We start from the raw sequence: 25746 nt of genomic DNA, 5'->3' as shown, positions 1-25746 counted from the left end.
CCAGGTAAATTACCGCATATCTGCCGAAACGGGAGCTGGTGGTCATGGGGCACTGGTGGTATCGGAACATCGTCGAACCGGGGAAGCTCCCGCTCCTGATCGCCTTGGTGTCGTTCGTGACGTCGTTCCTGGTCACCCGCACCATCACGCGGCTGATCCGGGCCGGCAAGGGCCCGTTCCGCAACGTCACCCCCGGGGGGCTGCACGTCCACCACGTCGTCCCGGGCGTGGTCTTGGTGATCATCGGCGGCTTCGGCGCCATCAGCAGCGGCCACCACGGCTTCGGCGCGCTCCTGTCCGCCATGTTCTTCGGCCTCGGGGCGGGCCTGGTGCTCGACGAGTTCGCGCTGATCCTCCACCTCGACGACGTCTACTGGAGCGAGCAGGGCCGCAAGAGCGTGGAGATCGTCGTGCTCACGGCGGCGCTGGTGGCCCTGGTCCTGGGCGGTTTCCTCCCCTTCGGGGTCAACGACCTGACCCACGACGAGCGGGCGAACCGCGGGCTGGTCGTGATGAACACGGCCACGAACTTCTTCCTCGCTCTGGTCGCCCTGTGGAAGGGCAAGCCGCGCACGGCCCTGGTCGGCGTGCTCGTCCCGTTCGTCGCGCTGATCGGCGCCGTCCGGCTGGCCCGGCCCGGCTCCCCGTACGCGAAGCGGTTCTACGCGAAACGCCCGCGGGCCCGTGCGAAGGCGGGCCTGCGGGCGTACCGGCACGACAAGCGCTGGGCGGTGCCGCGGCGCAAGCTGCACGACTGGATCGGCGGGGCCCCGGACCCCCGGAAGGAGCCGGCCCGGCCGGGCTGATCCTCGGGTGGGTCGTGGGGTCCGGGTGGCTTCTGCGACGGTTTCTGGGGTGGGTCCCGAGGTCAGCCCGGGATCAGCCCGTCGTCGCGCAGCATCTCCCGGACCTCCGCGAGGGTCGCGTCGGGCGCGGGCAGGATCAGTTCCGACGGCTCCAGCGCCTCGTCCGGCAGCGGCGAACCGAGCCTGCGGACCGCGTCCAGCAGGCCCTGCAGGGTCCGGCGGAAGCCGGCCTCGTCGCCGCCCTCCATCTCCCGCAGGAGCTCGTCGTCCAGCGCGTTCAACTCGGCGAGGTGGCTGTCGTCCAGCCTGACCTGGCCTTCCCCCATGATGCGGACAATCATGTCTGGCCTGTCCTCCCGCTGGTGAGGCTCGATCGGCGTCCCCGGGACGCACCCCGGGGACCCGGTTGGTTCGAGCCGGTTCTCAGTTCTTGTCGAACCGGTGCTGGTTCTGCTGCTGGTGCGCCGCGTCGCCGGCGCCGCCCTCGATCGCCGGCTTGGCCGGGGAGCCGCCCGCCAGCTCGGCCTTCATGCGCTGAAGCTCGAGCTCCACGTCCGTGCCGCCGGAGAGCCGGTCGAGCTCCGCCTGGATGTCGTCCTTGGGGCCGATGCCGCTGTGGTCGTCCAGTGCGCCCGAGGCCAGCAGCTCGTCGATGGCGCCCGCGCGCGCCTGCAGCTGCGCGGTCTTGTCCTCGGCCCGCTGGATCGCCAGGCCGACGTCGCTCATCTCCTCCGAGATGCCGGAGAAGGACTCCGCGATCCGGGTCTGCGCCTGGGCCGCGGTGTAGGTGGCCTTGATGGTCTCCTTCTTCGTGCGGAAGGCGTCCACCTTGGCCTGGAGCCGCTGCGCCGCCAGCGTCAGCTTCTCCTCCTCGCCCTGCAGCGTCTGGTGCTGCACCTCGAGGTCGCTGACCTGCTGCTGGAGCGAGGAACGCCGCTGCAGCGCCTCGCGGGCCAGGTCCTCGCGGCCCAGCGCCAGCGCCTTGCGGCCCTGGTCCTCCAGCTTGGCGGACTGGCCCTGGAGCTGGTTCAGCTGGAGTTCCAGCCGCTTGCGCGAGGTCGCGACGTCCGCGACGCCGCGGCGCACCTTCTGCAGCAGCTCGAGCTGCTTCTGGTACGAGTAGTCGAGGGTCTCGCGCGGGTCCTCGGCCCGGTCAAGGGCCTTGTTCGCCTTCGCGCGGAAGATCATCCCCATACGCTTCATGACACCGCTCATGGGCTTCGCGCGCCCCCTTCTAGACGACTGCAGAAGACTCTTCAGGTCCCGGACCCCAGCAGGACCCACACTACGGGCCCTGCCTCCATTACCGCACTGTTCGGGTCCCGATGCGCTCCTCCTGCAGGACGAGTGCGGCGGCCCGCGGATCACGCCTGAGGAGTAGGTGGTACCCGGACGGTGCGCGTACGGCGGGGAGGCCGGTCCGCAGTGATGAGGACGCCCGTCGTTGCCGGATCGTTCCCCGGTGAGCTGGGGTCTGTGCCGCACACCCCGTACCCTTGGGTTCTGTGTTTGGTAGCCGTTCCTCCAAGGAAGAGAAGGCGTCCACGTCCACCGAGAAGGTGACCGACGACCTCTCCAATCAGACCCGCCACCCCGAGGCGCCCAAGGGCCGTCCGACGCCGAAGCGCGCCGCGGCCCAGTCGCAGCGCCGGGGAGCCGTGGCCTCGACCGGTGACCGCAAGGAGGACGCGAAGCGGGCGCGTGAGCGCCGTCGTGCCGACATGGCCCGCCAACGCGAAGCCCTGGCCAACGGTGACGAGCGCTATCTGCCGGCGCGCGACAAGGGCCCTGTGCGCAAGTTCGTCCGCGACTACGTGGACTCGCGCTACTCGGTGGCCGAGATGTTCCTGCCGCTCGCGGTGGTCATCCTGGTCCTCAGCATGGTCCGGGTCCCCGCCCTGCAGAACATCGCCCTGCTGCTCTGGCTCGCCGTGATCGCGCTGATCATCCTCGACTCGATCGGCCTGTGGTTCCGCCTGGGCAAGGCCCTCAAGCAGCGCTTCCCGAACGAGCCGACGCGCGGCGCGGTGCCGTACGGCCTGATGCGCACGCTCCAGATGCGCCGACTGCGTCTGCCGAAGCCGCAGGTCAAGCGCGGGGAGAAGCCCTGACCGGGGCCGATACGGGGTCGGGCTCTGGGTCGGGTAGTGGTTCGGGTTCCGGCTCGGTCTCGGGTTCCGGCTCGGTCTCGGGTTCGGGCTCCGGCTCGGGTTCCGGCTCGGGTTCGGGTTCGGGTCTGACGGTCCCCGCTGCCGTGGATCCCCGGATCGTGCCGGTGCAGGTCGGGCCGCCTGCCGTGCCCGTCGTGACGGCTCCGCAGGCCACGCCGGTGCCGGGCGTCATCTCGGTGCCCGCGCCCGCGTCCGCCCCGGCGGCCGAGTCCCTCGAGGCGGCCGGCGCCGGCCGGGGCGGTGCTCCGGTGCCGCTGCCGGCCCGTCCCACCGGCTTCGCCGGCGGGGCCGCGGCCTGGCTGGACGGGCTCGGCGGTCTGCGCAACGTCGTGCGCCAGGAGCTCGTGGCCAGGCAGGTCGACGAGCAGATCGCGGCGCGCTACCCGGTGGGTCAGCGGCTGCGCGTCCTCGACGTCGGCATGGGCCAGGGCACGCAGGCACTGCGGCTGGCCCGGGCCGGCCACAAGGTCACCGGCCTCGAAGCCGATCCCGACATGCTGCGGGTCGCTCAGGAGTCCCTGGCCGGCGAGCCCGCCGGCATCCGTGAGCGGGTGCGCTTCCTCGAGGGCGACGGCCGGGAGACCGGCGCGCACTTCCTGCCCGGCAGCTTCGACGTGGTGCTGTGCCACGGCGTACTGATGTACGTGCCCGAGCCGGACCAGATGCTCGCCGCGCTGGCCCGCATGCTGGCCCCCGGCGGCCTGCTGTCGCTGCTGGTGCGCAACGGCGACGGGCTCGCCATGCGTGCCGGGTTGGGCGGGAACTGGGAGGGCGCGCTGGCCGCCTTCGACGCCACGGAGTACACCAACCGCATCGGGCTGTCCGCCCGCGCCGACCGGCTCGACGGGCTGACCTCGACCCTCGCGGGCATCGGGGCGCCGCTGCACGCCTGGTACGGGGTGCGGGTCTTCACGGACACCGTCGCCAACGACGAGCCGCTGCCGGCCGCGCAGGAGCTCGACCGGCTGCTCGCCGCCGAGGACCGGGCGGGGCGGACCGACCCCTATCGGGGGGTTGCCGCGTTGCTGCACGTGTGTGGGGTTCGCGGCTGAGGGCTGGGTTGGACCCGGTGGGGGCTGCGTCAGCCCCGGTGGGGTGAGTCAGACCTGGTCGGGGCTCGTCCGGTTCGGGGGTGGGGGCCCGGTGTCGGGGCACGCTCGCTTCGGGGGCGGGTCCCGTGGTGTGTGGGTCCCCTCGGCGCTTGACTCGGCATGGCCTGCAGGCCCTGCGGCAGGCCCACCCCTGGGCTTCGGGCCTTCGGCCTGGCCTGCGGCCACCCAGGCCCGGGCCTGCCTCCGGACCAGCCTGCCATGCCGAGTCAAGCGCCTTCCCCACACACCACGGGACCCGCCTGGCATCGCCAGGGATCCGGCGGCCTGCGTTGGGGAAGGCTTCTGCCCGTCACGCGTGCCGGTGGCCCGGCGCCCCTCCGCGGGGTGCCGGGCCACCGGGTTTCAGGGCCTCAGGCCTCGGCGGCCGCGCTCAGCGACATCTTGTAGATCTCCGTGCCGTCCTCGAACAGCCGGACCTGCGCCGCGCCGCCCTCGAGCAGTTCCTTCCACACCTCGCCGATCCACGACTCGGCGTCCCCCTGCGTCGTGAACTCCTCCGGTTCCACCGCCGGGGCCGTCTCCGTGCCGTCCGCGGCCTCGAAACGCCAGATCCACGCCATGCCCGCCTCCTCTGCTCGTGTTCCGCTCGTGTCCGTACGCAGTGCAGCGTGATCGCAGCGTAGCCGGGCGCGCACGACTTGCGCCGACGCGGGAGGATCTTCCTCGTGGAACTGACTCTCCTCGGCACCGGCGCCCCTGAAGGACTACCCCGGGCGGACTGCCCCTGCGCGGTGTGCGCCCTGTCCGTCGGCGAGCGGGCGCGGGCCGCCACCGCCCTGCTCGTGGACGGCGCACTGCTGCTCGACCTCACCCCCGGAGCGGCGCTGGCGGCGGCCCGGGCCGGCCACTCGCTGGCGGGGGTCCGGCAGGTGCTGCTGACCCACCCGCACGAAGGCCCGGCCGTGGAGCTGCCGCCGGGGCTGCCGGCCGCGGGGCGGGTGCCGGACGGGCGGGAGCTGGCGGTGATCAGCGGGCACCGGGTGCGGGCCGTGCCGATGGACGGGCCCGGCACCGGGTACGAGGTGACCGGGCCGGACGGTGAGCGGCTGCTGTACCTGCCGCCGGGCGGGGCGCCCGCGGGGATGGGGCCGGAGGCCGGCGGGGTGGCGGTGGTGCCGTACGACATGGTCGTCGCGGACGTGTTGGGGCGGCCGGACGCGTTGGCCCGGCTGCGGGCGGCCGGGGCCGTGACCGTGGCCACCGACGTCGTGGCCGTGCACGTGGACCACGACGCGCCCCCGGGCGCGGAGCTGGACCGGCGGCTGGCGGCCGCCGGGGCGCGGAGCGTGCGGGACGGCAGCACGTTGCTGGTCGGCGAGTACCACGCGGTGCCGGACCTGCCGCGCCGCACCCTCGTGCTGGGCGGGGCCCGTTCGGGGAAGTCGGTGGAGGCGGAGCGGCGGCTGGAGGCCTTCCCCGCGGTCGAGTACGTGGCCACCAGCGGCACCCGCGAGGGCGATGCCGACTGGGCGGCCCGGGTGTCCCTGCACCGGGACCGCCGGCCGGGGAGCTGGCGGACGACCGAGACCTGCGAGCTGGTGCCGCTGCTGGCGAAGGACGGGCCGCCGCTGCTGATCGACTGCCTGGCCCTGTGGCTGACCGACGCCATGGACCGGGCCGGCGCGTGGGACGACGCGGTGTGGGAGGAGAGCGGGCGGCGCGCGCTGCGCGAGCGGGCGGCCGAGCTGGTGGCAGCGGTCCGGGCCACCCGCCGGCACGTGGTGCTGGTCTCGAACGAGGTCGGGTCCGGCGTCGTCCCGGCCACGGCTTCCGGCCGCCGCTTCCGCGACGAGCTGGGCCGCCTGAACGCCGCCGTGGCCGCCGAGTGCGAGCACGTCCTCCTGGTCGTCGCCGGCCAGGCCCTCGTGCTGCGCGGTTGAGGTTCCGAGCGCCCTGGCGGCAGGGCGAGAAGGGCCGCGGGCACCCGGTACTGTTCGGCAAATGGACAGGCTGAACCTCGACGACTTCTCCGACCTGATCGAGCGCCCGGACGCGGGCGTGCGGCGTGACGCCGAAGAGCGGCGCGAGCGGCTGGCCGTACCTGCCGGAGCGCTGGGCCGGCTCGACGAGCTCGGCGACTGGCTGTCCGCCGCACAGGGCGCCGTACCGGTCCGCCCCGTCGAGCACCCCAAGGTCGTGCTGTTCGCCGCCGACCACGGCGTGGCCTCCCTCGGCGTCTCCGCCCGGCCCGCCGGCAGCGCCCACGAGCTGGTGCGCGCCGTGCTGGACGGGGAGAGCCCCGTGGCGGTGCTGGCCCGCCGGCTGGGTGCACCGGTGCGGATCGTCGACGCCGGCCTGGACTGCGACCCGGAGCTGCTGCCCGGGGAGGTCGTCCGGCACCGGGTGCGCCGGGGCAGCGGCCGGATCGACGTCGAGGACGCCCTGACCGCGGACGAGGCCGAGGCCGCGCTGCGCCTCGGCATGGCCGTCGCCGACGAGGAGGCCGACGCGGGCACCGACCTGGTCGTCCTCGGCGACCTGAGCGTCGGCGGCACCACCGTGGCCGCCACCCTGATCGCCGCCCTGTGCGGCACCGACGCGTCGGTGGTCACCGGCCGCGGCGGCCGGCCCGTCGACGACCTGGCCTGGATGCGCAAGTGCGCGGCGGTCCGGGACGCGCTGCGCCGGGCCCGCCCGGTGCTGGGCGACCAGCTGGAGCTGCTGGCCACGGTCGGCGGCGCCGACCTGGCCGCGCTCACCGGTTTCCTGCTCCAGTGCGCGGTGCGGCGCACCCCGGTGATCCTGGACGGCGTGGTCTCGGCCGCGGCCGGACTCGTGGCCCAGCGGGCCGCGTTCCGTTCCCCGGACTGGTGGCTGGCCGGTCAGGCCAGCGGTGAGCCGGCGCAGGCGAAGGCACTCGACCGGATGGCACTCAACCCTTTGCTCGACCACGGCGTCACAGTGGGAGAAGGCACCGGGGCGCTGCTCGCGCTCCCCCTCGTCCAGGCGGCCGCCGCACTCGCGGCGGAGCTCCCCGTCCGGACGGTGGAGGAGACGGGCTGAACGTCAGGGAGCGGTCCCGACCAGGCCGCTCCTCCCGCTCGCGGCTGAGCGACTCTCGAATCTGAGTGACTCTCACATGCGGCATGATGCCCCATATCATCGTTTTTCATGGGAGAAGTCCGCTTGGCTACCGTAGACACCGATCGTGCGCCCGGCCGCAGCCGGGAGCAGGTGCGGGGGGAGGACCGGGAGCCGGTCCGCAGCACTGCCCGGTCGCGCCGCAGCGCCTCTTTCGCGGTCTGGTACCTCCGTGCCGTCGCGTTCGTCAACTTCCTCAGCGCCGTGTGGGTCTCCTTCGGGGCCGACCTGCGCCGGCACAACGCCGACGACTACTTCACCCCGTACATGCTCACCGCGGGCTTCGCCTCGGGCATGTTCACCCTCTTCCTCGCGGTGACGATGCGTCGGCGCAAGCGGGCCTCCTGGATCCTGAACCTGGTCCTCAGCGGGCTGCTGCTCGTCGGGCTCGCGCTGACGCTGGTCTGGCCCGACCCGGACTTCGCCGACATCCGCCGCCACGCGCAGAACTGGGTCTCCCTCGTCCTGACCCTCGCCTTCGTCACGGCCCTCCTGGTCGGCCGGCGCGAGTTCTACGCCAAGGGCGACCGCTCCAACCCCAAGCTCGCCGCCGCCGTGGCCGTGCTCGGCCTGCTGGTCACCTCGCTCGTCGCCGCCCTCCTCGTCGGCGCCACCAACACCACGCCGGAGCACGCCGAGGCCTCGTTCATGCACCGCTGGCGGTACGGCGTGATGCGCCTGGTGACGCTGGCCGCGGACGACTCCTCGTACCCGGGCATCAACACCCCCGGCTGGGTCGACGTGGCCATCAACGTCCTGTCCACGCTGCTCCTGCTGGCCGTCCTGTACGCCGCCTTCCGCTCCCGCAGGGCCGTCGACCCGCTGACCGAGGAGGACGAGGAGCGGCTGCGCACGCTGCTCGCCCGGCAGGGCGACCGCGACTCGCTCGGCTACTTCGCGCTGCGCCGCGAGAAGAGCGTCATCTGGTCCCCGACCGGCAAGGCCGCCATCGCCTACCGCGTCGTCGGCGGCGTCTCGCTGGCCTCCGGCGACCCCATCGGCGACCCCGAGGCCTGGCCCGGCGCGATCGAACCCTGGCTGGCCGAGGCCCGCGAGCACGGGTGGGTGCCGGCCGTCATGGGCGCGAGCGAGGAGGCCGGCACCGTGTACGCCCGGCACGGCCTCGACGCGCTGGAGCTCGGCGACGAGGCCATCGTCGAGACCGACGACTTCACCCTCGACGGCCGTGCCATGCGCACCGTCCGGCAGGCCTTCAACCGCGTCAAGCGGGCCGGGTACGAGGTCCGCATCCGCCGCCACGCGGACATCCCGGCCGCCGAGATGGACGAGCTGCTGCGGCGCGCCGACGACTGGCGCGACGGCGCGACCGAGCGCGGCTTCTCCATGGCCCTGGGCCGGCTGGGCGACCCCGGCGACGGGCAGTGCGTGATGCTGGAGTGCACGGACGCGGAGGGCAGGCTGCGCGCCGTGCTGTCCTTCGTGCCGTGGGGCCCCAAGGGCCTCTCCCTGGACCTGATGCGCCGTTACCGGGACTCCGAGAACGGCCTGATGGAGTTCATGGTCATCGAACTCCTCCAGCGCTCCAAGGAGATCGGCATCACCCAGGTCTCCCTCAACTTCGCCATGTTCCGCTCCGTCTTCGAGCGCGGCTCCCGCCTCGGCGCCGGCCCCGTGCTGCGCATGTGGCGGTCGCTGCTGAGCTTCTTCTCGCGCTGGTGGCAGATCGAGTCGCTGTACCGCGCCAACGCCAAGTACCGGCCGATCTGGGAGCCGCGGTTCATGCTCTTCGAGAAGAGCTCGGACCTGCTGCGCATCGGCATCGCCGCCGGTCGGGCGGAGGGCTTCCTCGAGGCTCCCGGCCTGCCCAAGTGGCTGCACCGCAAGCACCTGGAGACCAAGCGTTGAGGGACTTCGCACGCCGCGAATGGGGACCGCTCTACGTCACCGTTCGCGACGCGCTGACCGCCCGCCGGTGGCGGGCGGTCCCCATGACCCTGGGGGCCGTGGCCCTCACGTCCGTCTTCCAGATCGTCCAGAACCAGCCCTGGGGCTTCCGGCCCGTCCAGAACCTCGGGTCGGTGCACACCACCGACCCGCTGTGGGTGGCCCTGCTGCGGACCCCGCTCTCGCTCTTCGTGCCGGCCCTGGACCTGCCGGTCTGGGGCGCGCTCGCGCAGATACTGCTGGTGTTCGGCATCGCGGAGATCTGCATCGGCTGGTGGCGGACCCTGCTGATCGGGTACGTCGCCACGCTCGCCGGCACCACGTACGCGCGCATCGGCGTCGCCCTCGGACCGGAGCACCCGCTGGGCCTGCCCGTCTCGGACAAGCTGGTCAACGACACCGGCCCGTCGGCGGCCGTGGTGGGCCTGGCGGTGTACCTGTGCTGGCGCTACCGGGCGTACTGGACCGGCGGCCTGGTGGTGCTCGCGATGGTCGTCGAGGTGCTGGTCAAGGACAACCTGGCCGGCAAGGAGCACCTGGCGGCCATCGCCGCGGTGCTGCTCCTGATCGCCGTACAGGTCGCCCTGCACGGCACCCCGCCGCCGCCCCCGACCCTGCCCGCCCGGGCACCGGCGGGACCGGCCCCGCGGGACCGCGGGCCGAGCGGCAGGACGTAACGTGTCGGGATGAGCTCCCCCCTGGCCGCACCGGCACCCGGGCTGGCCCCCACCCGGGCCTGGATGCGCGGCCACCGCACCGCCACCGACGCCGTCCTGGCCTTCGGCGTGCTCGTCGCCATGGTGCTGGGCTCCTTCGTCCAGCCGCCCGGCATCCACGAGGCGGCCACGTTCGGCACCCGCACCCCGGACCTGCCGAGCGTCGTCCTCATGCTCGTCGGCGCCGCGGCCCTCGTGCTGCGCCGCCGCCGGCCCATGGCCGTGCTCGCGGCCACCGGCGCCGTCTCCCTCGTGGAGCTGTTCACCGGCGAGCCGCGCGCACCCGTCGCGATGAGCGCCGTCGTCGCGCTCTACACGGTCGCCGCCCGCACCGACCGGCCCACCACCTGGCGGGTCGGCCTGGTCACCATGACCTGCCTGACCGCGGTCGCCATGCTGGTCGGCCCGCTGCCCTGGTACGCCCAGGAGAACCTCGGCCTGTTCGCCTGGACCGGCATGGCCGCGGCCGCCGGCGACGCCGTCCGCAGCCGCCGCGCCTTCGTCGACGCCATACGGGAGCGGGCCGAGCGGGCCGAGCGCACCCGCGAGGAGGAGGCCAGGCGCCGGGTCGCCGAGGAGCGGCTGCGTATCGCCCGCGACCTGCACGACGTGGTCGCCCACCACATCGCCCTGGTCAACGTGCAGGCCGGGGTGGCCGCGCACGTCATGGACAAGCGCCCCGACCAGGCCAAGGAAGCGCTGGCGCACGTACGGGAGGCCAGCCGGTCGGCGCTGAACGAACTGCGGGCCACCGTCGGGCTGCTGCGCCAGTCCGGCGACCCGGCCGCCCCGACCGAGCCGGCGCCCGGCCTGGCCGTGCTCGACGAACTCGTCGACACCTTCCGGCACGCCGGGCTGCCGGTGGTGGTGGCCCGGGACGAGCAGGCGCTGCCGGCGGCCGTGGACCTGGCGGCGTACCGGGTCATCCAGGAGGCCCTGACCAACGTCCGCAAGCACGCCGGGACCGGGGCCCGGGCCGAGGTCAGCGTCGTCCGCGTCGGCCGGACCGTCGAGATCACCGTCCTCGACGACGGCGGCGACCCGGCCGACCCCGCCCCGGAGGGTCCGGGCGGCGCGGCGGGCAGGGACGCGCGGACCGTCGACGAGGCGGCGGGCGCGGCGGCCGCGCCGGACGGCGGCGGCCACGGCCTGCTCGGGATGCGCGAGCGCGCCACCGCCCTGGGCGGTACCTGCACCGCCGGGCCGCGCTTCGGCGGCGGCTACCGCGTGCACGCGGTACTGCCGGTGGACGGCGCCCCGGCGCCGACCGGCGTGGCCGCACACTGAGTCCGCGCGCCACCGGCGGCACACTCCGGAGCCCGTGCGGCCTTCGCGCGCGGGGGCCTCAGGCCGTGGGCGCCCCGGTGCCCGCCCCGGCCCCCGCCTCCGCGTGCCGCGCCTCGATGCGGGCCACCACCCGCTCCCGGGCGAGCGTCCGGGCCCGGCGCAGCTTCACGTCCGCGAGCAGCAGCGGTATCCACCAGAGCCAGCCCCAGAGGCTCACGCGCACGGTCCCGGTCATCAGCAGCACCCGGTTGGTGATCAGGGCGAGGGCGAAGGTCAGGACGAAGGCCGCGACCCGGTGGCGCAGGAGCAGCCGCAGGGGCGCGTTGGCCGGTCCGGAGAGCAGTTCCACGGCGGCGGCCAGTTCGGCGGTCCGCAGGTCCTCGGTGCGCTCGGAGCCTGCCGGCACGGGGGACTCCCCGCGCTCCGAGCGGGCCAGCGCCTGCGCGACGTCGTGGCTCTGCGCGGCCGCCCCGCCCTCCTGCACGTGGCCCCGGACGACGGTCCCGTACGTCAGGTCCTCCCAGTAGCTGCGCCCGTGCCAGCCGCGGACCGCATCCACCCGCTCGCGCTCGGGGGATCCGGGTGGCGCCAACCGCTCGATCCGGTTCTCCAGGGCCTCGGCGCGCGCGGCCCGACCGGGGTGCTCCCACGCGTCGGCGCGCCGGCAGAGCTCCACGTACGAGACGAGCAGCCCGAGGTCGTCCGGGGCGACCTCCAGGCCACGCCGGTACGCCCGCTCGGCCTCGTCGTCGTGGTCGTCCTCGTCCTCGGCGGCGTGCGCGAGCCCCAGCCACCGGTACAGCACCGGGTCCGGGCCCGCCTCCGCGAGTCCCGCCTCGGCGGTCCGCCGGACCGCCGCGAAGCCGCCCACCTCGAAGAGCTCCGCGCAACGGGCGGCGGCGTCCTGCGACTTCCCCTGCCCCGGTGCCTGTGCCTGTGCTCGTGCCTGTGCTCGTGCCTGCTCTGCCATCGTTCTTTCCCACCCTGTTGACCAGTGCGAACACCCTCCGGCGGGGTGTCCGGCCAGTCAACGCCCGCCGGATCACGATTCGACGGCCCGGCCCGCCCCGGGGGCGGGGCCCGGCCGGGGGAGGCGTGCGGGGGCTGCTTAGGCTGGGGCCATGACTGGGGAAGCGGACCACGGGCTCGCGGGCGCCGACCGGCCCGAGCGCCGGATCAGGGTCGTACTCGCCGACGACCAGGCGCTGTTGCGCAGCGCGTTCAAGGTGCTGGTCGACTCCGAGCCCGACATGGAGGTGGTCGGCGAGGCCGCCGACGGGGCGCAGGCCGTCGAGCTCGCCCGCACCCGGCAGGCCGACGTCGTGCTGATGGACATCCGCATGCCGGGCACGGACGGACTGGCCGCCACCCGGATGATCAGCGCCGACCCGGAGCTCGCCGGCGTCCGGGTCGTCATGCTCACCACCTTCGAGGTCGACGAGTACGTCGTGCAGTCGCTGCGGGCCGGCGCCTCCGGGTTCCTCGGCAAGGGCGCCGAGCCCGAGGAACTGCTGAACGCCATCCGGATCGCCCACGCGGGGGAGGCACTGCTGTCCCCGGCCGCCACCAAGGGCCTGATCGCCACCTTCCTGCGCCACACCGGCGGGCTGGGCGCCGGTGACGACGGCGGCGGACCGGGCGGGGGAGCGGGCCGGCACGCCGAGCGGCTGGCCGCCCTGACCGGGCGCGAGCGCGAGGTGCTGGTCCTCGTCGCCGCCGGGCTCTCCAACGACGGGATCGCCGACCGGCTGGAGGTCAGCCCCCTCACCGTCAAGACCCACGTGAACCGGGCCATGGCCAAGCTCGGCGCCCGCGACCGGGCCCAACTGGTCGTCATCGCCTACGAGTCGGGTCTGGTCCGCCCCCGCGTGGACTGACTCCCTCCGCCAACCCCGACGCAGGGGAGGAGTACACCCCCGTACTCCAACCGCGGTATGCGCGAGATAAGGAAAGGGACCTGCGGGCGAGGAAGCGGGCCGCCCCTATGGCGGAGGGTGGACGGTGACCGGCGCTCCGTCGGCCGCGTACGACGTCCTGCCCGATCCGCCACGGAAGAGAGACCCACCACCCATGTCCTGGCTGTCCCGCTTCAGCCTCGCGCAACGGGCCTTGATCGGGCTCGTCTCGATCGTCGCGCTCGTCTTCGGCGCGATCGCCATCCCGCAGCTCAAGCAGCAACTGCTGCCGTCCATCGAACTGCCCATGGTGTCGGTCCTCGCGCCCTACCAGGGCGCCTCCCCCGACGTGGTCGAGAAGCAGGTCGTCGAGCCCCTCGAGGAGACCATCAAGGGCGTCGACGGCCTCACCGGCGTCACCTCCACCGCCAGCGAGGGCAACGCCCTCATCATGGCGACCTTCGACTACGGCGACGAGGGCACCAAGCAGCTCGTCGCCGACGTCCAGCAGGCCGTCAACCGGGCCCGCGCCCGCCTGCCCCAGGACGTCGACCCGCAGGTCGTGGCCGGCTCCACCGACGACATGCCGACCGTCGTGCTCGCCGTCACCTCCGACAAGGACCAGCAGGCCCTGGCCGACCAGCTCGAGCGCACCGTCGTCCCCGCCCTCGACGACGTCGACGGCGTCGGCACGGTCACCGTCTCCGGCGTCCAGGACCTCCAGGTCACCGTCACCCCGGACACCGCCAAGCTCGCGGCGGCCGGCCTCGACGTGCAGGCCCTCACCCAGGGCCTCCAGGCGGGCGGAGTCAGCCTCCCGGCCGGCTCCTTCGACGAGCAGGGCCAGAACCGCACCGTCCGCGTCGGCGGCGGCTACACCTCGCTGGCCCAGATCCAGGACCTGCGCCTGACCGCCGGCCCCGGCAAGCCCGCCGTCCGCCTCGGCGACGTCGCGGCCGTCACGCAGGAGGAGTCCACCCCGGTCTCCCTGACCCGCACGAACGGCAAGCCGAGCCTGGCCGTCGTCGTCACCATGGACAAGGACGGCAGCGCCGTCGCCATCTCCGACGCGGTCAAGGACAAGCTGCCCCAGCTGCGCGCCGACCTGGGCTCCGGCGCCGAGCTGACCGTGGTCAGCGACCAGGGCCCGGCCGTCTCGAAGTCCATCTCCAGCCTCACCACCGAGGGCATGCTGGGCCTGGCCTTCGCGGTCATCGTGATCCTGGTCTTCCTCGCCTCGCTGCGCTCGACCCTGGTCACCGCGGTCTCGATCCCGCTCTCCGTGGTCCTCGCGCTGATCGTGCTGTGGACCCGCGACCTGTCGCTCAACATGCTGACCCTGGGCGCCCTGACCATCGCCATCGGCCGCGTCGTCGACGACTCGATCGTGGTGCTGGAGAACATCAAGCGCCACCTCGGCTACGGCGAGGAGCGCGAGAGCGCCATCATCACCGCCGTGAAGGAGGTCGCCGGCGCGGTCACCTCCTCCACCCTCACCACGGTCGCGGTCTTCCTGCCGATCGGCCTCGTCGGCGGCATGGTCGGCGAGCTCTTCGGGTCCTTCTCCCTGACCGTCACCGCCGCCCTGCTGGCCTCGCTGCTGGTCTCCCTGACGGTGGTCCCGGTCCTGTCCTTCTGGTTCCTGCGCGCCCCCAAGGGCACCGCGCAGGACCCCGACGAGGCCCGCCGCGCGGCCGAGGAGAAGGAGGCGCGCAGCCTGCTCCAGCGCGCCTACGTCCCCGTGCTCCGGTTCGCCACCCGTCGCCGTCTCACCAGCGTCGCCCTCGCCCTCGTGGTGCTCGTCGGCACGTTCGGGATGGCCCCGCTGCTGAAGACCAACTTCTTCGACCAGGGCGAGCAGGAGGTCATGTCCGTCAAGCAGGAGCTGCCGGCCGGCACCTCGCTGGCCGCCTCCGACGCGGCCGCCCGCAAGGTCGAGAAGGTCCTGGAGTCCGTCGAGGGCGTCAAGGACTACCAGGTCACCGTCGGCTCCTCCGGCTTCCTCGCGGCCTTCGGCGGCGGTACGGGCTCCAACCAGGCCTCGTACCAGATCACGCTGAAGGACTCGGCCTCCTTCGAGGACACCCGCGACCGCCTCCAGGCGGGGCTGGCGAAGCTGGACGGCATCGGCACCACGAACATCGCCGCCGGCGACGGCTTCGGCAACCAGAACCTCAAGGTCGTCGTCAAGGCCGGCGACGCCGCCGTCCTGAAGAAGGCCGCAGACCAGGTGCGCGGCGCGGTCGCGGGCCTGAAGAACGTCGCCGACGTCGAGAGCGACCTGTCCCAGTCCGTCCCGCGGATCTCCGTCACCGCCACCCCGAAGGCCGCGGAACTCGGCCTGAACCAGGCCGCCCTGGGGCAGATCGTGGCCCAGTCCGTGCACGGCAACCCGGTCGCCAAGGCCGTCCTCGACGACACCGAGCGCGACATCGTCATCCGCTCCGCCCGCCCGGCCGCCACCATGGCCGAGCTCAAGGCCCTGCCCGTGGGCCCGGCGAAGCTCGGCGACATCGCGAAGGTCGAACTCGTGCCCGGCCCGGTGTCGATGACCCGCATCGACGGCGCCCGCGCCGCCACCATCACCGCCCGCCCGGTCGGCGACAACACCGGCGCGGTCAGCTCGGCCCTCCAGACCGAGCTGAAGACGCTGAAGCTCCCCGAGGGCGCCACCGCCTCCATCGGCGGCGTGTCCGAGGACCAGGACGACGCGTTCGCCTCGCTGGGCCTGGCGATGCTCGCGGCCATCGCGATCGTCTTCATGCTGCTGGTGGCCACCTTCAAGTCCCTGGTGCAGCCGCTGATCCTGCTGGTGTCCATCCCGTTCGCCGCCACCGGCGCGATCGGCCTGCTGATCGTCACCGGCACGCCGATGGGCGTCCCGGCGATGATCGGCATGCTGATGCTCATCGGCATCGTGGTCACCAACGCCATCGTCCTCATCGACCTCATCAACCAGTACCGGGCGCAGGGCCTGGGCGTGGTCGAGGCCGTGGTCGAGGGCGGCCGCCACCGGCTCCGCCCGATCCTGATGACCGCCCTGGCGACGGTGTTCGCGCTGCTGCCGATGGCCCTCGGCGTCACCGGCGAGGGCGGCTTCATCTCGCAGCCGCTGGCCGTGGTCGTCATCGGCGGCCTGGCCACCTCGACCCTGCTGACGCTGCTGCTGGTCCCGACGCTCTACGCGATGGTCGAGCTCCGCAAGGAGCGCCGCCGCGCGAAGCGGGCCGCCAGGCGCGCCGCCAAGTCCGGCACGGTCCCGACCCCGGCGTCCGCGTCCGACGACGCGGACGACGCGGACGACGCGTCGGAGCCGGTCACGGTCTGACCCGCCCCGGCCGCCCGAAGGCCCCGGTCCACCTCGCGGTGGACCGGGGCCTTCCCCGTTCCGTCCCCCGGGACAACCCGGTCGGTACGAGGGCACGGCCGGGACGTCCCAGGGACGAGCCCGGGAGGACGGTCCTGAGCTGGCTGGATGATCATCCCGCGCGTCCCGGGACGGATGGGACGCAGGAGGCCGCCGCGCCCCGTGTGGCAGCTTTTCGCTGTCCCCAGCGAAAGGCTCTCGACATGCGCATCCCCCGCCCCGCCAAGGGCGTCACCTCGCTCCTCCTCGCGGCCGTCGCCGCCGGCTCCCTGCTCGCGTCCGCCCCGGCCGCCCAGGCGGACGACTCCCTGTACAAGATCTGCAAGGACGAGTTCGGCACCCGCACCTCCCCGCGCGGCTTCGCCATCCCGCGGTACGACTACTCCGTCGGGGACTCCGACTCCTGCGTCTTCGCGCTGCAGGACCTCGTCGCGGCGTACGGCCTGACCTCGTGGGAGCAGAGCGGCGGCACCTTCGTCGACGGCAAGTTCGGCGCCCGTACCGACTCGGCCATCCGCAGGTTCCAGAGCAACCACAGCCTCCAGGCCGACGGCATCGTGGGGCCGCGGACCTGGGAGAAGCTCCTGACGGGCTGAGCCCCGCCCGCTCCGCGCGAGGTCCTTTCCGCGGTTCCCTTCCCGCGGAGCCCTGCCCTCCCCGCTTCCGTCCCGTCCCTTCCCCTCCCTACCTCACCGTCAGGAGAAGCTCCTCCATGTCCACGTCGCGCCGCATCCGCCCCCTGGCGGCCCTCGCGCTCACCGTGACCGCCGCGGCCCTCCTCGGCGCCCTGGCCGCCACCCCCGCCCAGGCCAGTTGGGGCGGTGAACTGCAGGCCTGCAAGAACGCCTACGGCTCCGAGTACTACCTGGGCTGGGACATCCCCACCGTGGTGCTGCGCAAGGGCTCGTCCGGGGTGTGCGTCCGGGAGCTCCAGGAGGAACTGCTCGAGGCGGGCGCGGTCCGCAGCGAGGACCAGCCCGGCTTCGTCGACGGCGCCTTCGGCCCCAAGACGTACAACGCGGTCGTGAACTTCCAGCGCCGCGCCTATGTCGAGGGCGGCGCGGACGGCGTCGTCGGGCGCAACACCTGGAACCGGCTGATCGCCACCGTCTACTTCGAGTAGTCCGGGGGCGGCACGCCCGCCCCCGCCCACCGAGAGGAACACCCACATGAACCCCCTCAGGCGTACGGCGACCCGCGCCGGGGTCCTGGGCGCGACCCTGCTCATGGCCGTCGGGTTCGCCGTCCCGCAGGCGTCGGCCCAGGCCGGCTACCTGGAGGCGTGCACCAGCCAGGTAGGCACCCGCTGGGCCCCCAACGGCTGGCCCGTCCCGGCCGTGACCCTCTCCCGGGGCTCCCGGGGCGACTGCGTGCGGGCGCTCCAGTGGGCACTGGTCCGCACGGCGTTCGTGAGCTCCGGCGACGCCCCGACCTTCATCGACGGCGACTTCGGTCCCAAGACCGAGGCGGCCGTGCTGCGGTTCCAGTCGGCGTACCCGGCGCAGACCGGCGGTCCGGACGGCATCGTCGGCGTCAAGACCTGGGGCTTCCTCCTCCCGGCCGCCCAGGGCTAGCCGTAACGGACGGCGAAATCCCCTCGCTCGGGGGGAGGTTGCACGAAAGGGGCACCCGATCGAATCGATCGGGTGCCCCTTCGGCACGAGAGGTGCGAGACGAGAGACGGCTACGGCAGTGCCAGCATCCGCTCGAGCGCCAGCTTCGCGAAGCTCTCGGTCTCCTTGTCGACCTGGATCTGGTTGACGAGGTTGCCCTCGGCCAGGGACTCCAGCGCCCACACCAGGTGCGGGAGGTCGATGCGGTTCATCGTGGAGCAGAAGCAGACCGTGCGGTCGAGGAAGACGACTTCCTTGCCCTCGGGGGCGAATCGGTTCGCCAGCCGCTTCACGAGGTTCAGCTCCGTACCGATGGCCCACTTCGAGCCGGCCGGGGCGGCCTCCAGCGCCTTGATGATGTACTCCGTCGAGCCCACGTAGTCCGCGGCCGCGACGACCTCGTGCTTGCACTCGGGGTGCACCAGCACGTTGACGCCCGGGATGCGCTCGCGCACGTCGTTGACCGAGTCGAGGCTGAACCGCCCGTGCACCGAGCAGTGCCCGCGCCACAGGATCATCTTCGCGGCGCGCAGCTCCTCGGCGGTCAGGCCGCCGTTCGGCTTGTGCGGGTTGTAGACCACGCAGTCGTCCAGCGACATGCCCATGTCGCGGACGGCGGTGTTGCGGCCCAGGTGCTGGTCCGGGAGGAAGAGCACCTTCTCGCCCTGCTCGAAGGCCCACTCCAGGGCCTTCTTCGCGTTGGACGAGGTGCAGATCGTGCCGCCGTGCTTGCCGGTGAAGGCCTTGATGTCGGCGGAGGAGTTCATGTACGAGACGGGCACCACCTGCTGGGCGACCCCGGCCTCGGTGAGCACGTCCCAGCACTCGGCGACCTGCTCGGCGGTGGCCATGTCGGCCATCGAGCAGCCGGCGGCCAGGTCCGGCAGGACCACCTTCTGGTCGTCCGTGGTCAGGATGTCCGCCGACTCGGCCATGAAGTGCACGCCGCAGAAGACGATGTACTCCGCCTCCGGCTTGGCCGCCGCGTCGCGGGCGAGCTTGAAGGAGTCGCCGGTGACGTCGGCGAACTCGATGACCTCGTCGCGCTGGTAGTGGTGGCCGAGGATGAAGACCTTGTCCCCGAGCTTCTCCTTGGCCGCGCGGGCGCGCTCCACCAGGTCCGGGTCGGACGGCGACGGCAGGTCGCCGGGGCACTCCACGCCGCGCTCGCTCTTGGGGTCGGCCTCGCGGCCGAGCAGGAGCAGGGCGAGAGGTGTGGGCTGGACGTCGAGGTCCTGCCGGGTGTGGGCGGTGGTCACGAGACACGCACCCTTTCTGTTCTGCGGAATGTCTGTTCCGCTGAGCTCACTTCTCGTCTACTTGACGTTATCTATCATAACTGCTTCACGTCAGTTTGACGATGCCGATAGTGTCGATGTGACGAATTCGCCGGGCGCGGCCGCGCGACTCCACCGTGGCGCGAGGGTGTGCGAGCATGAATATCTGACACAAGCGTCAGGCCCGGAATGAATCCGCGGCCCCGTCGGTTCAACCCGACGGCAAGAGTCCGACGTTTCCCTGCCCCGGCGGGGAGCCGCCCCACTTCGGGAGTGAATGCAGATGTCCGTTCAGGACGAGAAGACCACTGTGAGCGACGGCATCCTCCTGACCGACGCCGCCGCGGCCAAGGTCAAGGCCCTGCTGGACCAGGAAGGCCGCGACGACCTGGCGCTCCGCGTCGCCGTCCAGCCCGGTGGTTGCTCCGGCCTGCGCTACCAGCTCTTCTTCGACGAGCGCTCGCTCGACGGTGACGTCGTCAAGGACTTCGACGGCGTCAAGGTCGTGACCGACCGCATGAGCGCCCCGTACCTGGGCGGCGCCTCGATCGACTTCGTCGACACCATCGAGAAGCAGGGCTTCACGATCGACAACCCGAACGCCACGGGCTCCTGCGCCTGCGGCGACTCCTTCAGCTAAGCCGTCTCCGTCCAGGAGCGGCTCTGCAGAGGGCCTCGAGCACACGCCGAGGGCGGTCGTACCGGATGAGTTCCGGTGCGACCGCCCTCGGCGTTTCGTGGGGGTGGGCGCCGGCCCCTGGGGTGCCGGCCGGCTTGCGCCGACGCTCAGGTGCCGGCCGGCGGGCCCGGGGTCAGCTCGTGCGCGGCAGCGTCTTGCCCGTCGTGGCGTCGATCACCTTTCGGTCGCCCAGCGGCTGCTCCAGCGTCACCGTGAGGGACATCTCCTTCGCGATCATGATGCAGGCCTTGTGCGGGTCCGTCGGCGTATCGGTGATCTTCACCGTCACGGCCGTCGCGCTCTCCCGCACCGACGCGGAGTACGTGCTGCACACCCCGCCCCAGAAGTGCACCGTCAGCCGGCGTCCGTCCTCCTGGTACGAGAACCCCGGTGCCGACGCCGGCGGGACGGTCGGGGCGTCCGCCGCGAGCGCCGACTGCGAGACCGTGTGGTCCGGCCGGCCGTCGCGCCCGGCCACCGTGAACAACCACGCCGGCACCAGCTGCGCGCCCTGGTCGTCGGCCCGCGGGGTCAGCCCCAGCACCGCGCCCTCGACCTTCTCCGTGCGCGGCTGCTTCGGCGGGGCCGGCGACTGCGTGCACGGTGCGACGGAATCCGGCGCGGCCGGATCCGTGTCCTGTCCGCCTCCGATCCCGGTCGCCGCGCCGTGGTCGGCGGTCGTGGTGTCGTCGTCCGAGGTCGGGCCGCTGTCCGTCACCGAGCCGTCGTCCGAGACCGGCGTGTCCGGGCCGGCCGCCCCGACCTCGGGCGCGCCCGCGCCACCCCCCGGCATCTTCGGCACGTCGACGTTCGGCACCGGGGTCGCGCAGGAGTCGATCTCCGGGCTCCGGGACACCGCGTTCAGCCGCTTCAGGGCCTGGTCGGCGGTGATCACCGACTGCTGGCCGTCGCGCACCGGGGCCTTCAGGTTGCCGCTGCCGCCGGTCACCTGCCCGTCCGGGCCGATGATCAGTGCGGTCCGCCAGCCCTCGGTGGGCAGCCCGCCGATCACCGGGTCGGCGTTCACGTAGCGCGTGGCGCCGTGGACGACCTCGGCCTCCAGCTTCGCGCCGTCCTGGCCGGCCGCCTTGAGCACCGGGGCCGCGGCCGCCTTCGCCGCCGCCTCGCTCACCGGCGTACCGGTACCGCCGCCCTCGGGGAGGACGGCGGGGCCGCAGCTGTCGGACCCCTTCTTGCAGTTGTCGCCACCGGTCGGGTGGTACGCCGAGAACGTCCACGCCCCCGGGGCCTGCCGGCCCACCGTCAGGCGCATCCCGCCCGGGTCCTTCACGAGCCCGGCCTGCCACTGCTCGCCGACCAGCCGCGGCTCGCCCGCGATCCCGAGGGAGGCCGCGAGCCTGGCCACCTCGTCCTTGCCCACCTCGCCCTTGACGTCGTACGACGGCGCCGAGCCGGGGCCCTTCGGCAGGGTGCCCTCCGCCACGTAGACCACCCCGCCGCCGGACGGGTCGTGCTCGCCGGGCGCGATGCCCGGCAGGGGGGTGTCGCCGTCCGCCTTCTGCTCGCGGGAGGCGGCCGTGTCGCCGAGGGCCGCCTTGGACTCGCCGCCGCCCGAGGCCGACGCCGCCCAGTACGCGCCGCCGCCCCCGGCCAGCAGCACGGCGGCCGCCACCGACACGACGGCGAGCCGGGGCCGCCGCCGCTCCTGTGCACTGCGCTCGTCCGTACGCTCGCTGGTCACCGCATCGCTCCTTCGCCCGCAGTCCCGTTCGTGGTGCCCCTGTGACGGAAGCCGGGGCCAACCGGTTCCCTGGTCCTTTCGGTGGGTGGGTGGGCGCCTGGGTGGGTGGTGGGTGGGTGCGTGGGCGGGTGGCTGGGTGCGTGGGGGTGGGGGCGGGGGCGCCCGCTTCAGTCGCCGTACTGCGCCGTACCCGCGATCAGGCGGGCGGAAGCCGTCGGCACGCGCACCCCGTGGATCTCCGTCGGGCTCACCGGCGCCGGTCGCGGCTCCGCCGGCACCGCCCAGTGCCGCGCCATCCGCGCCGAGGCGCCGAGCAGCTCGGCGAACGAGCCGTCCCCGCCGTCCTGGCCGCGCCGGGCCGCGGAGCGCGCGAGGTGTGCGGGGCGTGCGGGGTGGGTGGGGTGTGCGGCGTAGGGGGAGTGCGGGGAGTACTGCGTCATGGAGGTGCTCCCGATTCTGTGAGGGGTACCACGGGTAACCGGGTACCTGGGCACCGTAGGCACGGCGATCTCCACGAAGAAAGACCTACTATCGGGTAGTTTCCTACGGTCGAACCTCCGGCCGGAAGCGTCCGGTACGGGCCCGGAAGCGGGTAGCGTGGGATGTCAGCCTTTCGCCGCCCGCAGGAGCATCCACGCCGTGCGTATCGCAGTCACCGGCTCCATCGCCACCGACCACCTCATGACCTTCCCCGGCCGCTTCGCCGACCAGCTGGTCGCGGACCAGCTGCACACGGTCTCCCTCTCCTTCCTCGTCGACAACCTCGACGTACGCCGTGGCGGCGTGGGTCCGAACATCTGCTTCGGCATGGGCCAGCTCGGCTCCCGCCCGGTCCTGGTCGGCGCCGCCGGCTACGACTTCGGCGAGTACCGCGCCTGGCTCGACCGCCACGGCGTCGACACCGACTCCGTGCGCATCTCCGAGGTCCTGCACACCGCCCGCTTCGTGTGCACCACGGACGTCGACCACAACCAGATCGGCTCCTTCTACACCGGTGCCATGAGCGAGGCCCGCCTCATCGAGCTCAAGTCGGTGGCCGACCGGGTCGGCGGCCTCGACCTGGTCCTCATCGGCGCGGACGACCCGGAGGCGATGCTGCGCCACACGGAGGAGTGCCGGACCCGGAACATCCCGTTCGCGGCCGACTTCTCGCAGCAGATCGCCCGCATGGACGGCGACAACATCCGCACCCTGATGGAGGGTGCGACCTTCCTCTTCTCGAACGAGTACGAGAAGGGCCTGATCGAGACGAAGTCCGGCTGGAGCGACAAGGAGATCCTGGCCAAGGTCGGCACCCGTGTCACCACGCTGGGCTCGCGCGGCGTCATGATCGAGCGGGAGGGCCAGGAGACGATCACCGTCCCGTGCCCGCCGGAGGAGAAGAAGGTCGACCCCACCGGTGTGGGCGACGCCTTCCGCGCCGGCTTCCTGACCGGTCTGGCCTGGGGCGTCGGCCTGGAGCGGGCGGCGCAGGTCGGCTGCATGCTGGCCACGCTGGTCATCGAGACCCTGGGCACGCAGGAGTACACCCTGGCCCGCGCCCACTTCATGGAGCGGTTCACGGCTGCTTACGGCGAGGACGCGGCCGCTGAGGTCCGGGCGCACCTGAGCGTCTGACCTTCGGGTCTGGTTGTCGGCCGAGCCCCGTCCTGGTTTTGGGCGGGGCTCGGTGTCTTTCCTGTGACGGGGCGGGCGTGGTTCCGGTGGCGGCGGCCCGGCTGCTTCGGGGTGGGGGCCGGTGTCGGATCTCGCTCGCTCGGCGAGTGGAGCGGGGGCTTCGGCTGGCTCGCTTCGGGGGTGGGTCCCGTGGTGTGTGGGTCCCCTCGGCGCTTGACGCGTCGTGGCCTGCAGGCCCTGCGGCAGGCCCACCCCGGAGGCTTCGGGGCTTCGCCCTGGCCTTCGGCCACCTCCGGCCCGGGCCTGCCTCCGGTCCAGCCTGCCACCCCTGTCAACCGCCTCCCCCACACACCACGGCACCCACCGGGCACCGCCAAGGACGTGGGCTGGGCCGGGGCGGGTCGGACGGGGTTCGGGGTGGTTCCCGCATAGGGTGCCGGGGGAGCTGACGGAGGCCGGCGTCGTGGGGTCGGCCCGGACGAGGGGTGCCGATGGAGCGGAAGCGGGTCGCCCCCGAGGAGCGGTACGGGCAGCTGGTCGCGGTCTTCGAGGCCGAGCCCGGTGTGACCGTCCCCGGCGACGAGCCGCAGCGGGCGGGCAAGTTCGGCGCGGACGCCATGAAGACCGGCGGCAAGATCTTCGCGATGCTCGCCGGGGGCCGGCTGGTGGTGAAGCTCCCGCGGGCCCGCGTCGATGCGCTGGTGGAGGCCGGGGAGGGGGAGCGGTTCGACCCCGGGCACGGGCGCGTGATGCGCGAGTGGTTCAGCCTGGACCCCGGCTCGGCGCTGGCCTGGGACGGACTGGCCCGCGAGGCCCTGGAGTTCGTCACCCCCCGCCGCTGAGCGGTGCGGCGGTCAGTGGAGGCGGCGGACGCGGTACGACGTACCGACGTGCGCCGGGAACTCGCCGAGGTACTCGTGCCCGCGCATCGCGCACCAGGCCGGGATGTCCAGTCGCGCCACCTCGTCGTCGGAGACGACGGTGACGGTGCCGCCCACCGGGACCCGGAGGACGGCCCGGGCGAGGGAGATGACCGGCTGCGGGCAGCGCTCGCCGAGGGCGTCGATCTCCAGCGACTCCGCGTCGGGGGCGACGGGCGTGACCGGGGGGACGGCGCCGAGTTGCTCGCGGACGCCCGCCACCGCCGCGGGCAGCACGTCCAGGAGGCGGTTGACCTCCTCCGCCGTGGTGCCCGGGGGCAGGGAGACCCGTACGTTCCCCTCCGACAGGACCCCCATCGCCTTGAGCACGTGGCTGGGCGTCAGCGTCGAGCTCGTGCAGGAGGAGCCGGAGGAGACGGAGAAGCCCGCGCGGTCCAGCTCGTGCAGGAGGGTCTCCCCGTCGACGTAGAGGCAGGAGAAGGTGACGAGGTGCGGCAGGCGGCGGTCGGCCGCGCCGACCACCTCCACGTCCGGGACGAGGCGGGCCACCCGGCGGCGGATCCGGTCCACGAGGACGCGCAGCCGAGCGGCCTCCGCCCCGGCCTCCGCCCGTACGGCCCGCAGGGAGGCGGCGGCGGCGACCACGGCCGGGATGTTCTCGAAGCCGGGGGCGCGGCCCGACTCCCGCTCGTCGGCCGGACCTTGCGGGGCGAACCGGACACCCTTGCGGACGGCGAGCAGTCCGACGCCGGGCGGGCCGCCCCATTTGTGGGCGCTCCCGGTCAGGAGGGACCACTCGCCCGGCACCTGACCCCACGCCAGCGACTGCGCCGCGTCCACGAGGAGCGGCACCCCTGCCGCCCGGCAGAGCTCGGCCACCTCCGCGACCGGCTGCACGGTGCCGACCTCGTGGTTGGCCGACTGCAGGCAGGCCAGGGCGGTGTCGGGGCGCAGCGCCTCGGCGTACCCGGCGGGGGAGACGGCCCCCGAGCGGTCCACCGGGACCTCGGTGCGGGTGCCGCCGCGGGACTCGTGGGCCTCCGCGGCGTGCAGCACAGAACTGTGTTCGACGGCTGATACGACCAGATGCCCGCCGACACGCCGGCGGCCGGCGAGCGCCCCTTCGACGCCGACGTGGACCGCGCGCGTCCCCGAAGGAGTGAACACGAGCTCGTCCGGCCGACAGCCCACCGCCTCGGCCGCGGTCTCGCGCGCGGCGTCCAGCAGCAGCCGGGCCCGGCGGCCCTCGCGGTACAGGCGCGCCGGGTCGGCCCAGCCCTCGTCGAGGGCGGCCAGCAGGGCCTGTCGGGCGACCGGGTGCAGCGGGGCGGCGGAAGCGGCGTCGAAGTACGGCACACGGGAACCGTACGGCACCCCGCGGCGCCCTCCGCCGGGCGCGGCCCGGGGCGGCGGCGGTGGTCGCCGGGTCCGCCCGCCCGGCCCGTTCCAGTGACCGTCAAATACCCCCCGAACCCAGTCGATCGGGGCGCGTCGAGGTGTCCCCCGGACGGCGGAGCCACCCCTTCGGGCGCTGTAGCGGCGCGTTGGGCACCCTCCCCGCGCGACCCCAAATAGCGTCCAGTAGGGTTTGGTCCGCATAAACATCCAAACCCCTGCCCGCGCCAGGGCCGGCGACC

The 25746-nt window shown here is 73.4% G+C and carries 24 protein-coding genes; 16 read left to right on the top strand and 8 right to left on the bottom strand.

Features of this window, described 5'->3' with window-relative positions; translation table 11 throughout:
- Nucleotides 1-44 precede the first annotated feature (44 nt).
- Entirely contained in the window at nucleotides 45-806 is a 762-nt protein-coding gene (locus tag ACIQCH_RS20950; RefSeq protein WP_402582885.1) for a hypothetical protein, read from the top strand.
- Nucleotides 807-868: 62 nt separating this feature from the next.
- On the opposite strand, the gene ACIQCH_RS20945 is transcribed toward ACIQCH_RS20950, so the two are convergent.
- Complete coding sequence (locus ACIQCH_RS20945) at nucleotides 869-1147, bottom strand: hypothetical protein (protein WP_402582883.1); 279 nt, start codon at nucleotides 1145-1147, stop codon at nucleotides 869-871.
- 82 nt (nucleotides 1148-1229) lie between these two features.
- Nucleotides 1230-2021: a PspA/IM30 family protein gene (locus ACIQCH_RS20940; RefSeq protein WP_402582881.1), complete on the bottom strand. Its 792-nt coding sequence runs from the start codon at nucleotides 2019-2021 to the stop codon at nucleotides 1230-1232.
- A 290-nt stretch (nucleotides 2022-2311) separates the two neighbouring features.
- Between ACIQCH_RS20940 and ACIQCH_RS20935 the strand changes: the two genes are divergently transcribed.
- Together ACIQCH_RS20935 and ACIQCH_RS20930 are read left to right on the top strand one after the other, a co-directional pair.
- The gene (locus ACIQCH_RS20935; protein ID WP_402582879.1) at nucleotides 2312-2917 is read left to right on the top strand and encodes a DUF3043 domain-containing protein; all 606 of its coding nucleotides are present in this window, start codon (nucleotides 2312-2314) and stop codon (nucleotides 2915-2917) included.
- Between the two features lie 389 nt (nucleotides 2918-3306).
- Nucleotides 3307-4029 carry a class I SAM-dependent methyltransferase gene (locus ACIQCH_RS20930; RefSeq protein WP_402583010.1) on the top strand — a complete coding sequence of 241 codons (723 nt, stop codon included), beginning with the start codon at nucleotides 3307-3309 and terminating at the stop codon, nucleotides 4027-4029.
- Between the two features lie 410 nt (nucleotides 4030-4439).
- On the opposite strand, the gene ACIQCH_RS20925 is transcribed toward ACIQCH_RS20930, so the two are convergent.
- Nucleotides 4440-4649 (bottom strand): hypothetical protein, encoded by a 210-nt coding sequence (locus ACIQCH_RS20925; RefSeq protein WP_402582877.1) that lies wholly within the window; start codon nucleotides 4647-4649, stop codon nucleotides 4440-4442.
- Between the two features lie 105 nt (nucleotides 4650-4754).
- Between ACIQCH_RS20925 and ACIQCH_RS20920 the strand changes: the two genes are divergently transcribed.
- From ACIQCH_RS20920 to ACIQCH_RS20900, 5 genes are all read left to right on the top strand, one after another.
- On the top strand, nucleotides 4755-5969 hold the full coding sequence (locus ACIQCH_RS20920) for a bifunctional adenosylcobinamide kinase/adenosylcobinamide-phosphate guanylyltransferase (RefSeq protein ID WP_402582875.1): 1215 nt from the start codon (nucleotides 4755-4757) through the stop codon (nucleotides 5967-5969).
- Nucleotides 5970-6030: 61 nt separating this feature from the next.
- On the top strand, nucleotides 6031-7092 hold the full coding sequence (gene cobT / locus ACIQCH_RS20915) for a nicotinate-nucleotide--dimethylbenzimidazole phosphoribosyltransferase (RefSeq protein WP_402582873.1): 1062 nt from the start codon (nucleotides 6031-6033) through the stop codon (nucleotides 7090-7092).
- Nucleotides 7093-7215: 123 nt separating this feature from the next.
- Complete coding sequence (locus ACIQCH_RS20910; RefSeq protein WP_402582871.1) at nucleotides 7216-9036, top strand: phosphatidylglycerol lysyltransferase domain-containing protein; 1821 nt, start codon at nucleotides 7216-7218, stop codon at nucleotides 9034-9036.
- The gene (locus ACIQCH_RS20905; protein ID WP_402582869.1) at nucleotides 9033-9752 is read left to right on the top strand and encodes a hypothetical protein; all 720 of its coding nucleotides are present in this window, start codon (nucleotides 9033-9035) and stop codon (nucleotides 9750-9752) included. The genes ACIQCH_RS20910 and ACIQCH_RS20905 overlap by 4 nt, the downstream gene beginning before the upstream one ends.
- Nucleotides 9753-9761: 9 nt before the next feature.
- A complete protein-coding gene (locus ACIQCH_RS20900) occupies nucleotides 9762-11078 on the top strand; it encodes a sensor histidine kinase (protein ID WP_402582867.1) in 1317 nt (438 codons plus the stop codon).
- 58 nt (nucleotides 11079-11136) lie between these two features.
- Here ACIQCH_RS20900 and ACIQCH_RS20895 read toward each other — a convergent pair whose 3' ends face one another.
- Complete coding sequence (locus ACIQCH_RS20895) at nucleotides 11137-12048, bottom strand: hypothetical protein (protein ID WP_402582865.1); 912 nt, start codon at nucleotides 12046-12048, stop codon at nucleotides 11137-11139.
- A gap of 151 nt (nucleotides 12049-12199) precedes the next feature.
- Here ACIQCH_RS20895 and ACIQCH_RS20890 point away from each other — a divergent pair, with 151 nt between their 5' ends.
- The 5 genes from ACIQCH_RS20890 (at nucleotide 12200) to ACIQCH_RS20870 (ending at nucleotide 17914) form a co-directional block, all read left to right on the top strand.
- Complete coding sequence (locus ACIQCH_RS20890; RefSeq protein WP_402582863.1) at nucleotides 12200-12955, top strand: response regulator; 756 nt, start codon at nucleotides 12200-12202, stop codon at nucleotides 12953-12955.
- 193 nt (nucleotides 12956-13148) lie between these two features.
- Nucleotides 13149-16301 carry an efflux RND transporter permease subunit gene (locus tag ACIQCH_RS20885; protein ID WP_402582862.1) on the top strand — a complete coding sequence of 1051 codons (3153 nt, stop codon included), beginning with the start codon at nucleotides 13149-13151 and terminating at the stop codon, nucleotides 16299-16301.
- A 242-nt stretch (nucleotides 16302-16543) separates the two neighbouring features.
- Nucleotides 16544-16936, top strand: coding sequence for a peptidoglycan-binding protein (locus ACIQCH_RS20880; protein WP_402582860.1), 393 nt, complete (start codon nucleotides 16544-16546; stop codon nucleotides 16934-16936).
- A gap of 116 nt (nucleotides 16937-17052) precedes the next feature.
- Nucleotides 17053-17463, top strand: coding sequence for a peptidoglycan-binding protein (locus ACIQCH_RS20875; RefSeq protein ID WP_402582858.1), 411 nt, complete (start codon nucleotides 17053-17055; stop codon nucleotides 17461-17463).
- 46 nt (nucleotides 17464-17509) lie between these two features.
- Nucleotides 17510-17914: a peptidoglycan-binding protein gene (locus ACIQCH_RS20870; RefSeq protein ID WP_402582857.1), complete on the top strand. Its 405-nt coding sequence runs from the start codon at nucleotides 17510-17512 to the stop codon at nucleotides 17912-17914.
- A gap of 110 nt (nucleotides 17915-18024) precedes the next feature.
- Here the strand turns inward: ACIQCH_RS20870 and nadA are convergent, their stop codons facing one another.
- Nucleotides 18025-19212 carry a quinolinate synthase NadA gene (nadA, locus tag ACIQCH_RS20865; protein WP_402582855.1) on the bottom strand — a complete coding sequence of 396 codons (1188 nt, stop codon included), beginning with the start codon at nucleotides 19210-19212 and terminating at the stop codon, nucleotides 18025-18027.
- A 301-nt stretch (nucleotides 19213-19513) separates the two neighbouring features.
- Here nadA and erpA point away from each other — a divergent pair, with 301 nt between their 5' ends.
- Nucleotides 19514-19870 (top strand): iron-sulfur cluster insertion protein ErpA, encoded by a 357-nt coding sequence (gene erpA / locus ACIQCH_RS20860; protein WP_030206436.1) that lies wholly within the window; start codon nucleotides 19514-19516, stop codon nucleotides 19868-19870.
- 172 nt (nucleotides 19871-20042) lie between these two features.
- Here erpA and ACIQCH_RS20855 read toward each other — a convergent pair whose 3' ends face one another.
- Together ACIQCH_RS20855 and ACIQCH_RS20850 are read right to left on the bottom strand one after the other, a co-directional pair.
- The gene (locus ACIQCH_RS20855) at nucleotides 20043-21611 is read right to left on the bottom strand and encodes a hypothetical protein (protein ID WP_402582852.1); all 1569 of its coding nucleotides are present in this window, start codon (nucleotides 21609-21611) and stop codon (nucleotides 20043-20045) included.
- 167 nt (nucleotides 21612-21778) lie between these two features.
- Nucleotides 21779-22051 (bottom strand): hypothetical protein, encoded by a 273-nt coding sequence (locus tag ACIQCH_RS20850; protein ID WP_402582850.1) that lies wholly within the window; start codon nucleotides 22049-22051, stop codon nucleotides 21779-21781.
- Nucleotides 22052-22250: 199 nt separating this feature from the next.
- On the opposite strand from ACIQCH_RS20850, the gene ACIQCH_RS20845 reads away from it, so the two are divergent.
- A complete protein-coding gene (locus tag ACIQCH_RS20845) occupies nucleotides 22251-23228 on the top strand; it encodes a carbohydrate kinase family protein (protein ID WP_402582849.1) in 978 nt (325 codons plus the stop codon).
- A 491-nt stretch (nucleotides 23229-23719) separates the two neighbouring features.
- Entirely contained in the window at nucleotides 23720-24070 is a 351-nt protein-coding gene (locus ACIQCH_RS20840; protein ID WP_402582847.1) for a hypothetical protein, read from the top strand.
- Nucleotides 24071-24082: 12 nt separating this feature from the next.
- Here the strand turns inward: ACIQCH_RS20840 and ACIQCH_RS20835 are convergent, their stop codons facing one another.
- Complete coding sequence (locus ACIQCH_RS20835) at nucleotides 24083-25465, bottom strand: aminotransferase class V-fold PLP-dependent enzyme (protein ID WP_402582845.1); 1383 nt, start codon at nucleotides 25463-25465, stop codon at nucleotides 24083-24085.
- Between the last annotated feature and the right edge of the window lie 281 nt (nucleotides 25466-25746).

Source organism: Streptomyces sp. NPDC093225, from assembly GCF_044753805.1.
GTDB lineage: Bacteria > Actinomycetota > Actinomycetes > Streptomycetales > Streptomycetaceae > Streptomyces.
This window is presented reverse-complemented; position numbering and strand designations above follow the sequence as displayed.

Excerpts from the sequence above, each read along its gene's own strand:
- ACIQCH_RS20950 (WP_402582885.1), top strand. The coding sequence starts at position 45 with ATGGGGCACTGGTGGTATCGGAACATCGTCGAACCGGGGAAGCTCCCG.
- ACIQCH_RS20945 (WP_402582883.1), bottom strand. The coding sequence starts at position 1,147 with ATGATTGTCCGCATCATGGGGGAAGGCCAGGTCAGGCTGGACGACAGC.
- ACIQCH_RS20940 (WP_402582881.1), bottom strand. The coding sequence starts at position 2,021 with ATGAGCGGTGTCATGAAGCGTATGGGGATGATCTTCCGCGCGAAGGCG.
- ACIQCH_RS20925 (WP_402582877.1), bottom strand. The coding sequence starts at position 4,649 with ATGGCGTGGATCTGGCGTTTCGAGGCCGCGGACGGCACGGAGACGGCC.
- cobT (WP_402582873.1), top strand. The coding sequence starts at position 6,031 with ATGGACAGGCTGAACCTCGACGACTTCTCCGACCTGATCGAGCGCCCG.
- ACIQCH_RS20900 (WP_402582867.1), top strand. The coding sequence starts at position 9,762 with ATGAGCTCCCCCCTGGCCGCACCGGCACCCGGGCTGGCCCCCACCCGG.
- ACIQCH_RS20895 (WP_402582865.1), bottom strand. The coding sequence starts at position 12,048 with ATGGCAGAGCAGGCACGAGCACAGGCACGAGCACAGGCACAGGCACCG.
- ACIQCH_RS20890 (WP_402582863.1), top strand. The coding sequence starts at position 12,200 with ATGACTGGGGAAGCGGACCACGGGCTCGCGGGCGCCGACCGGCCCGAG.
- ACIQCH_RS20885 (WP_402582862.1), top strand. The coding sequence starts at position 13,149 with ATGTCCTGGCTGTCCCGCTTCAGCCTCGCGCAACGGGCCTTGATCGGG.
- ACIQCH_RS20880 (WP_402582860.1), top strand. The coding sequence starts at position 16,544 with ATGCGCATCCCCCGCCCCGCCAAGGGCGTCACCTCGCTCCTCCTCGCG.
- ACIQCH_RS20875 (WP_402582858.1), top strand. The coding sequence starts at position 17,053 with ATGTCCACGTCGCGCCGCATCCGCCCCCTGGCGGCCCTCGCGCTCACC.
- ACIQCH_RS20870 (WP_402582857.1), top strand. The coding sequence starts at position 17,510 with ATGAACCCCCTCAGGCGTACGGCGACCCGCGCCGGGGTCCTGGGCGCG.
- erpA (WP_030206436.1), top strand. The coding sequence starts at position 19,514 with ATGTCCGTTCAGGACGAGAAGACCACTGTGAGCGACGGCATCCTCCTG.
- ACIQCH_RS20850 (WP_402582850.1), bottom strand. The coding sequence starts at position 22,051 with ATGACGCAGTACTCCCCGCACTCCCCCTACGCCGCACACCCCACCCAC.
- ACIQCH_RS20840 (WP_402582847.1), top strand. The coding sequence starts at position 23,720 with ATGGAGCGGAAGCGGGTCGCCCCCGAGGAGCGGTACGGGCAGCTGGTC.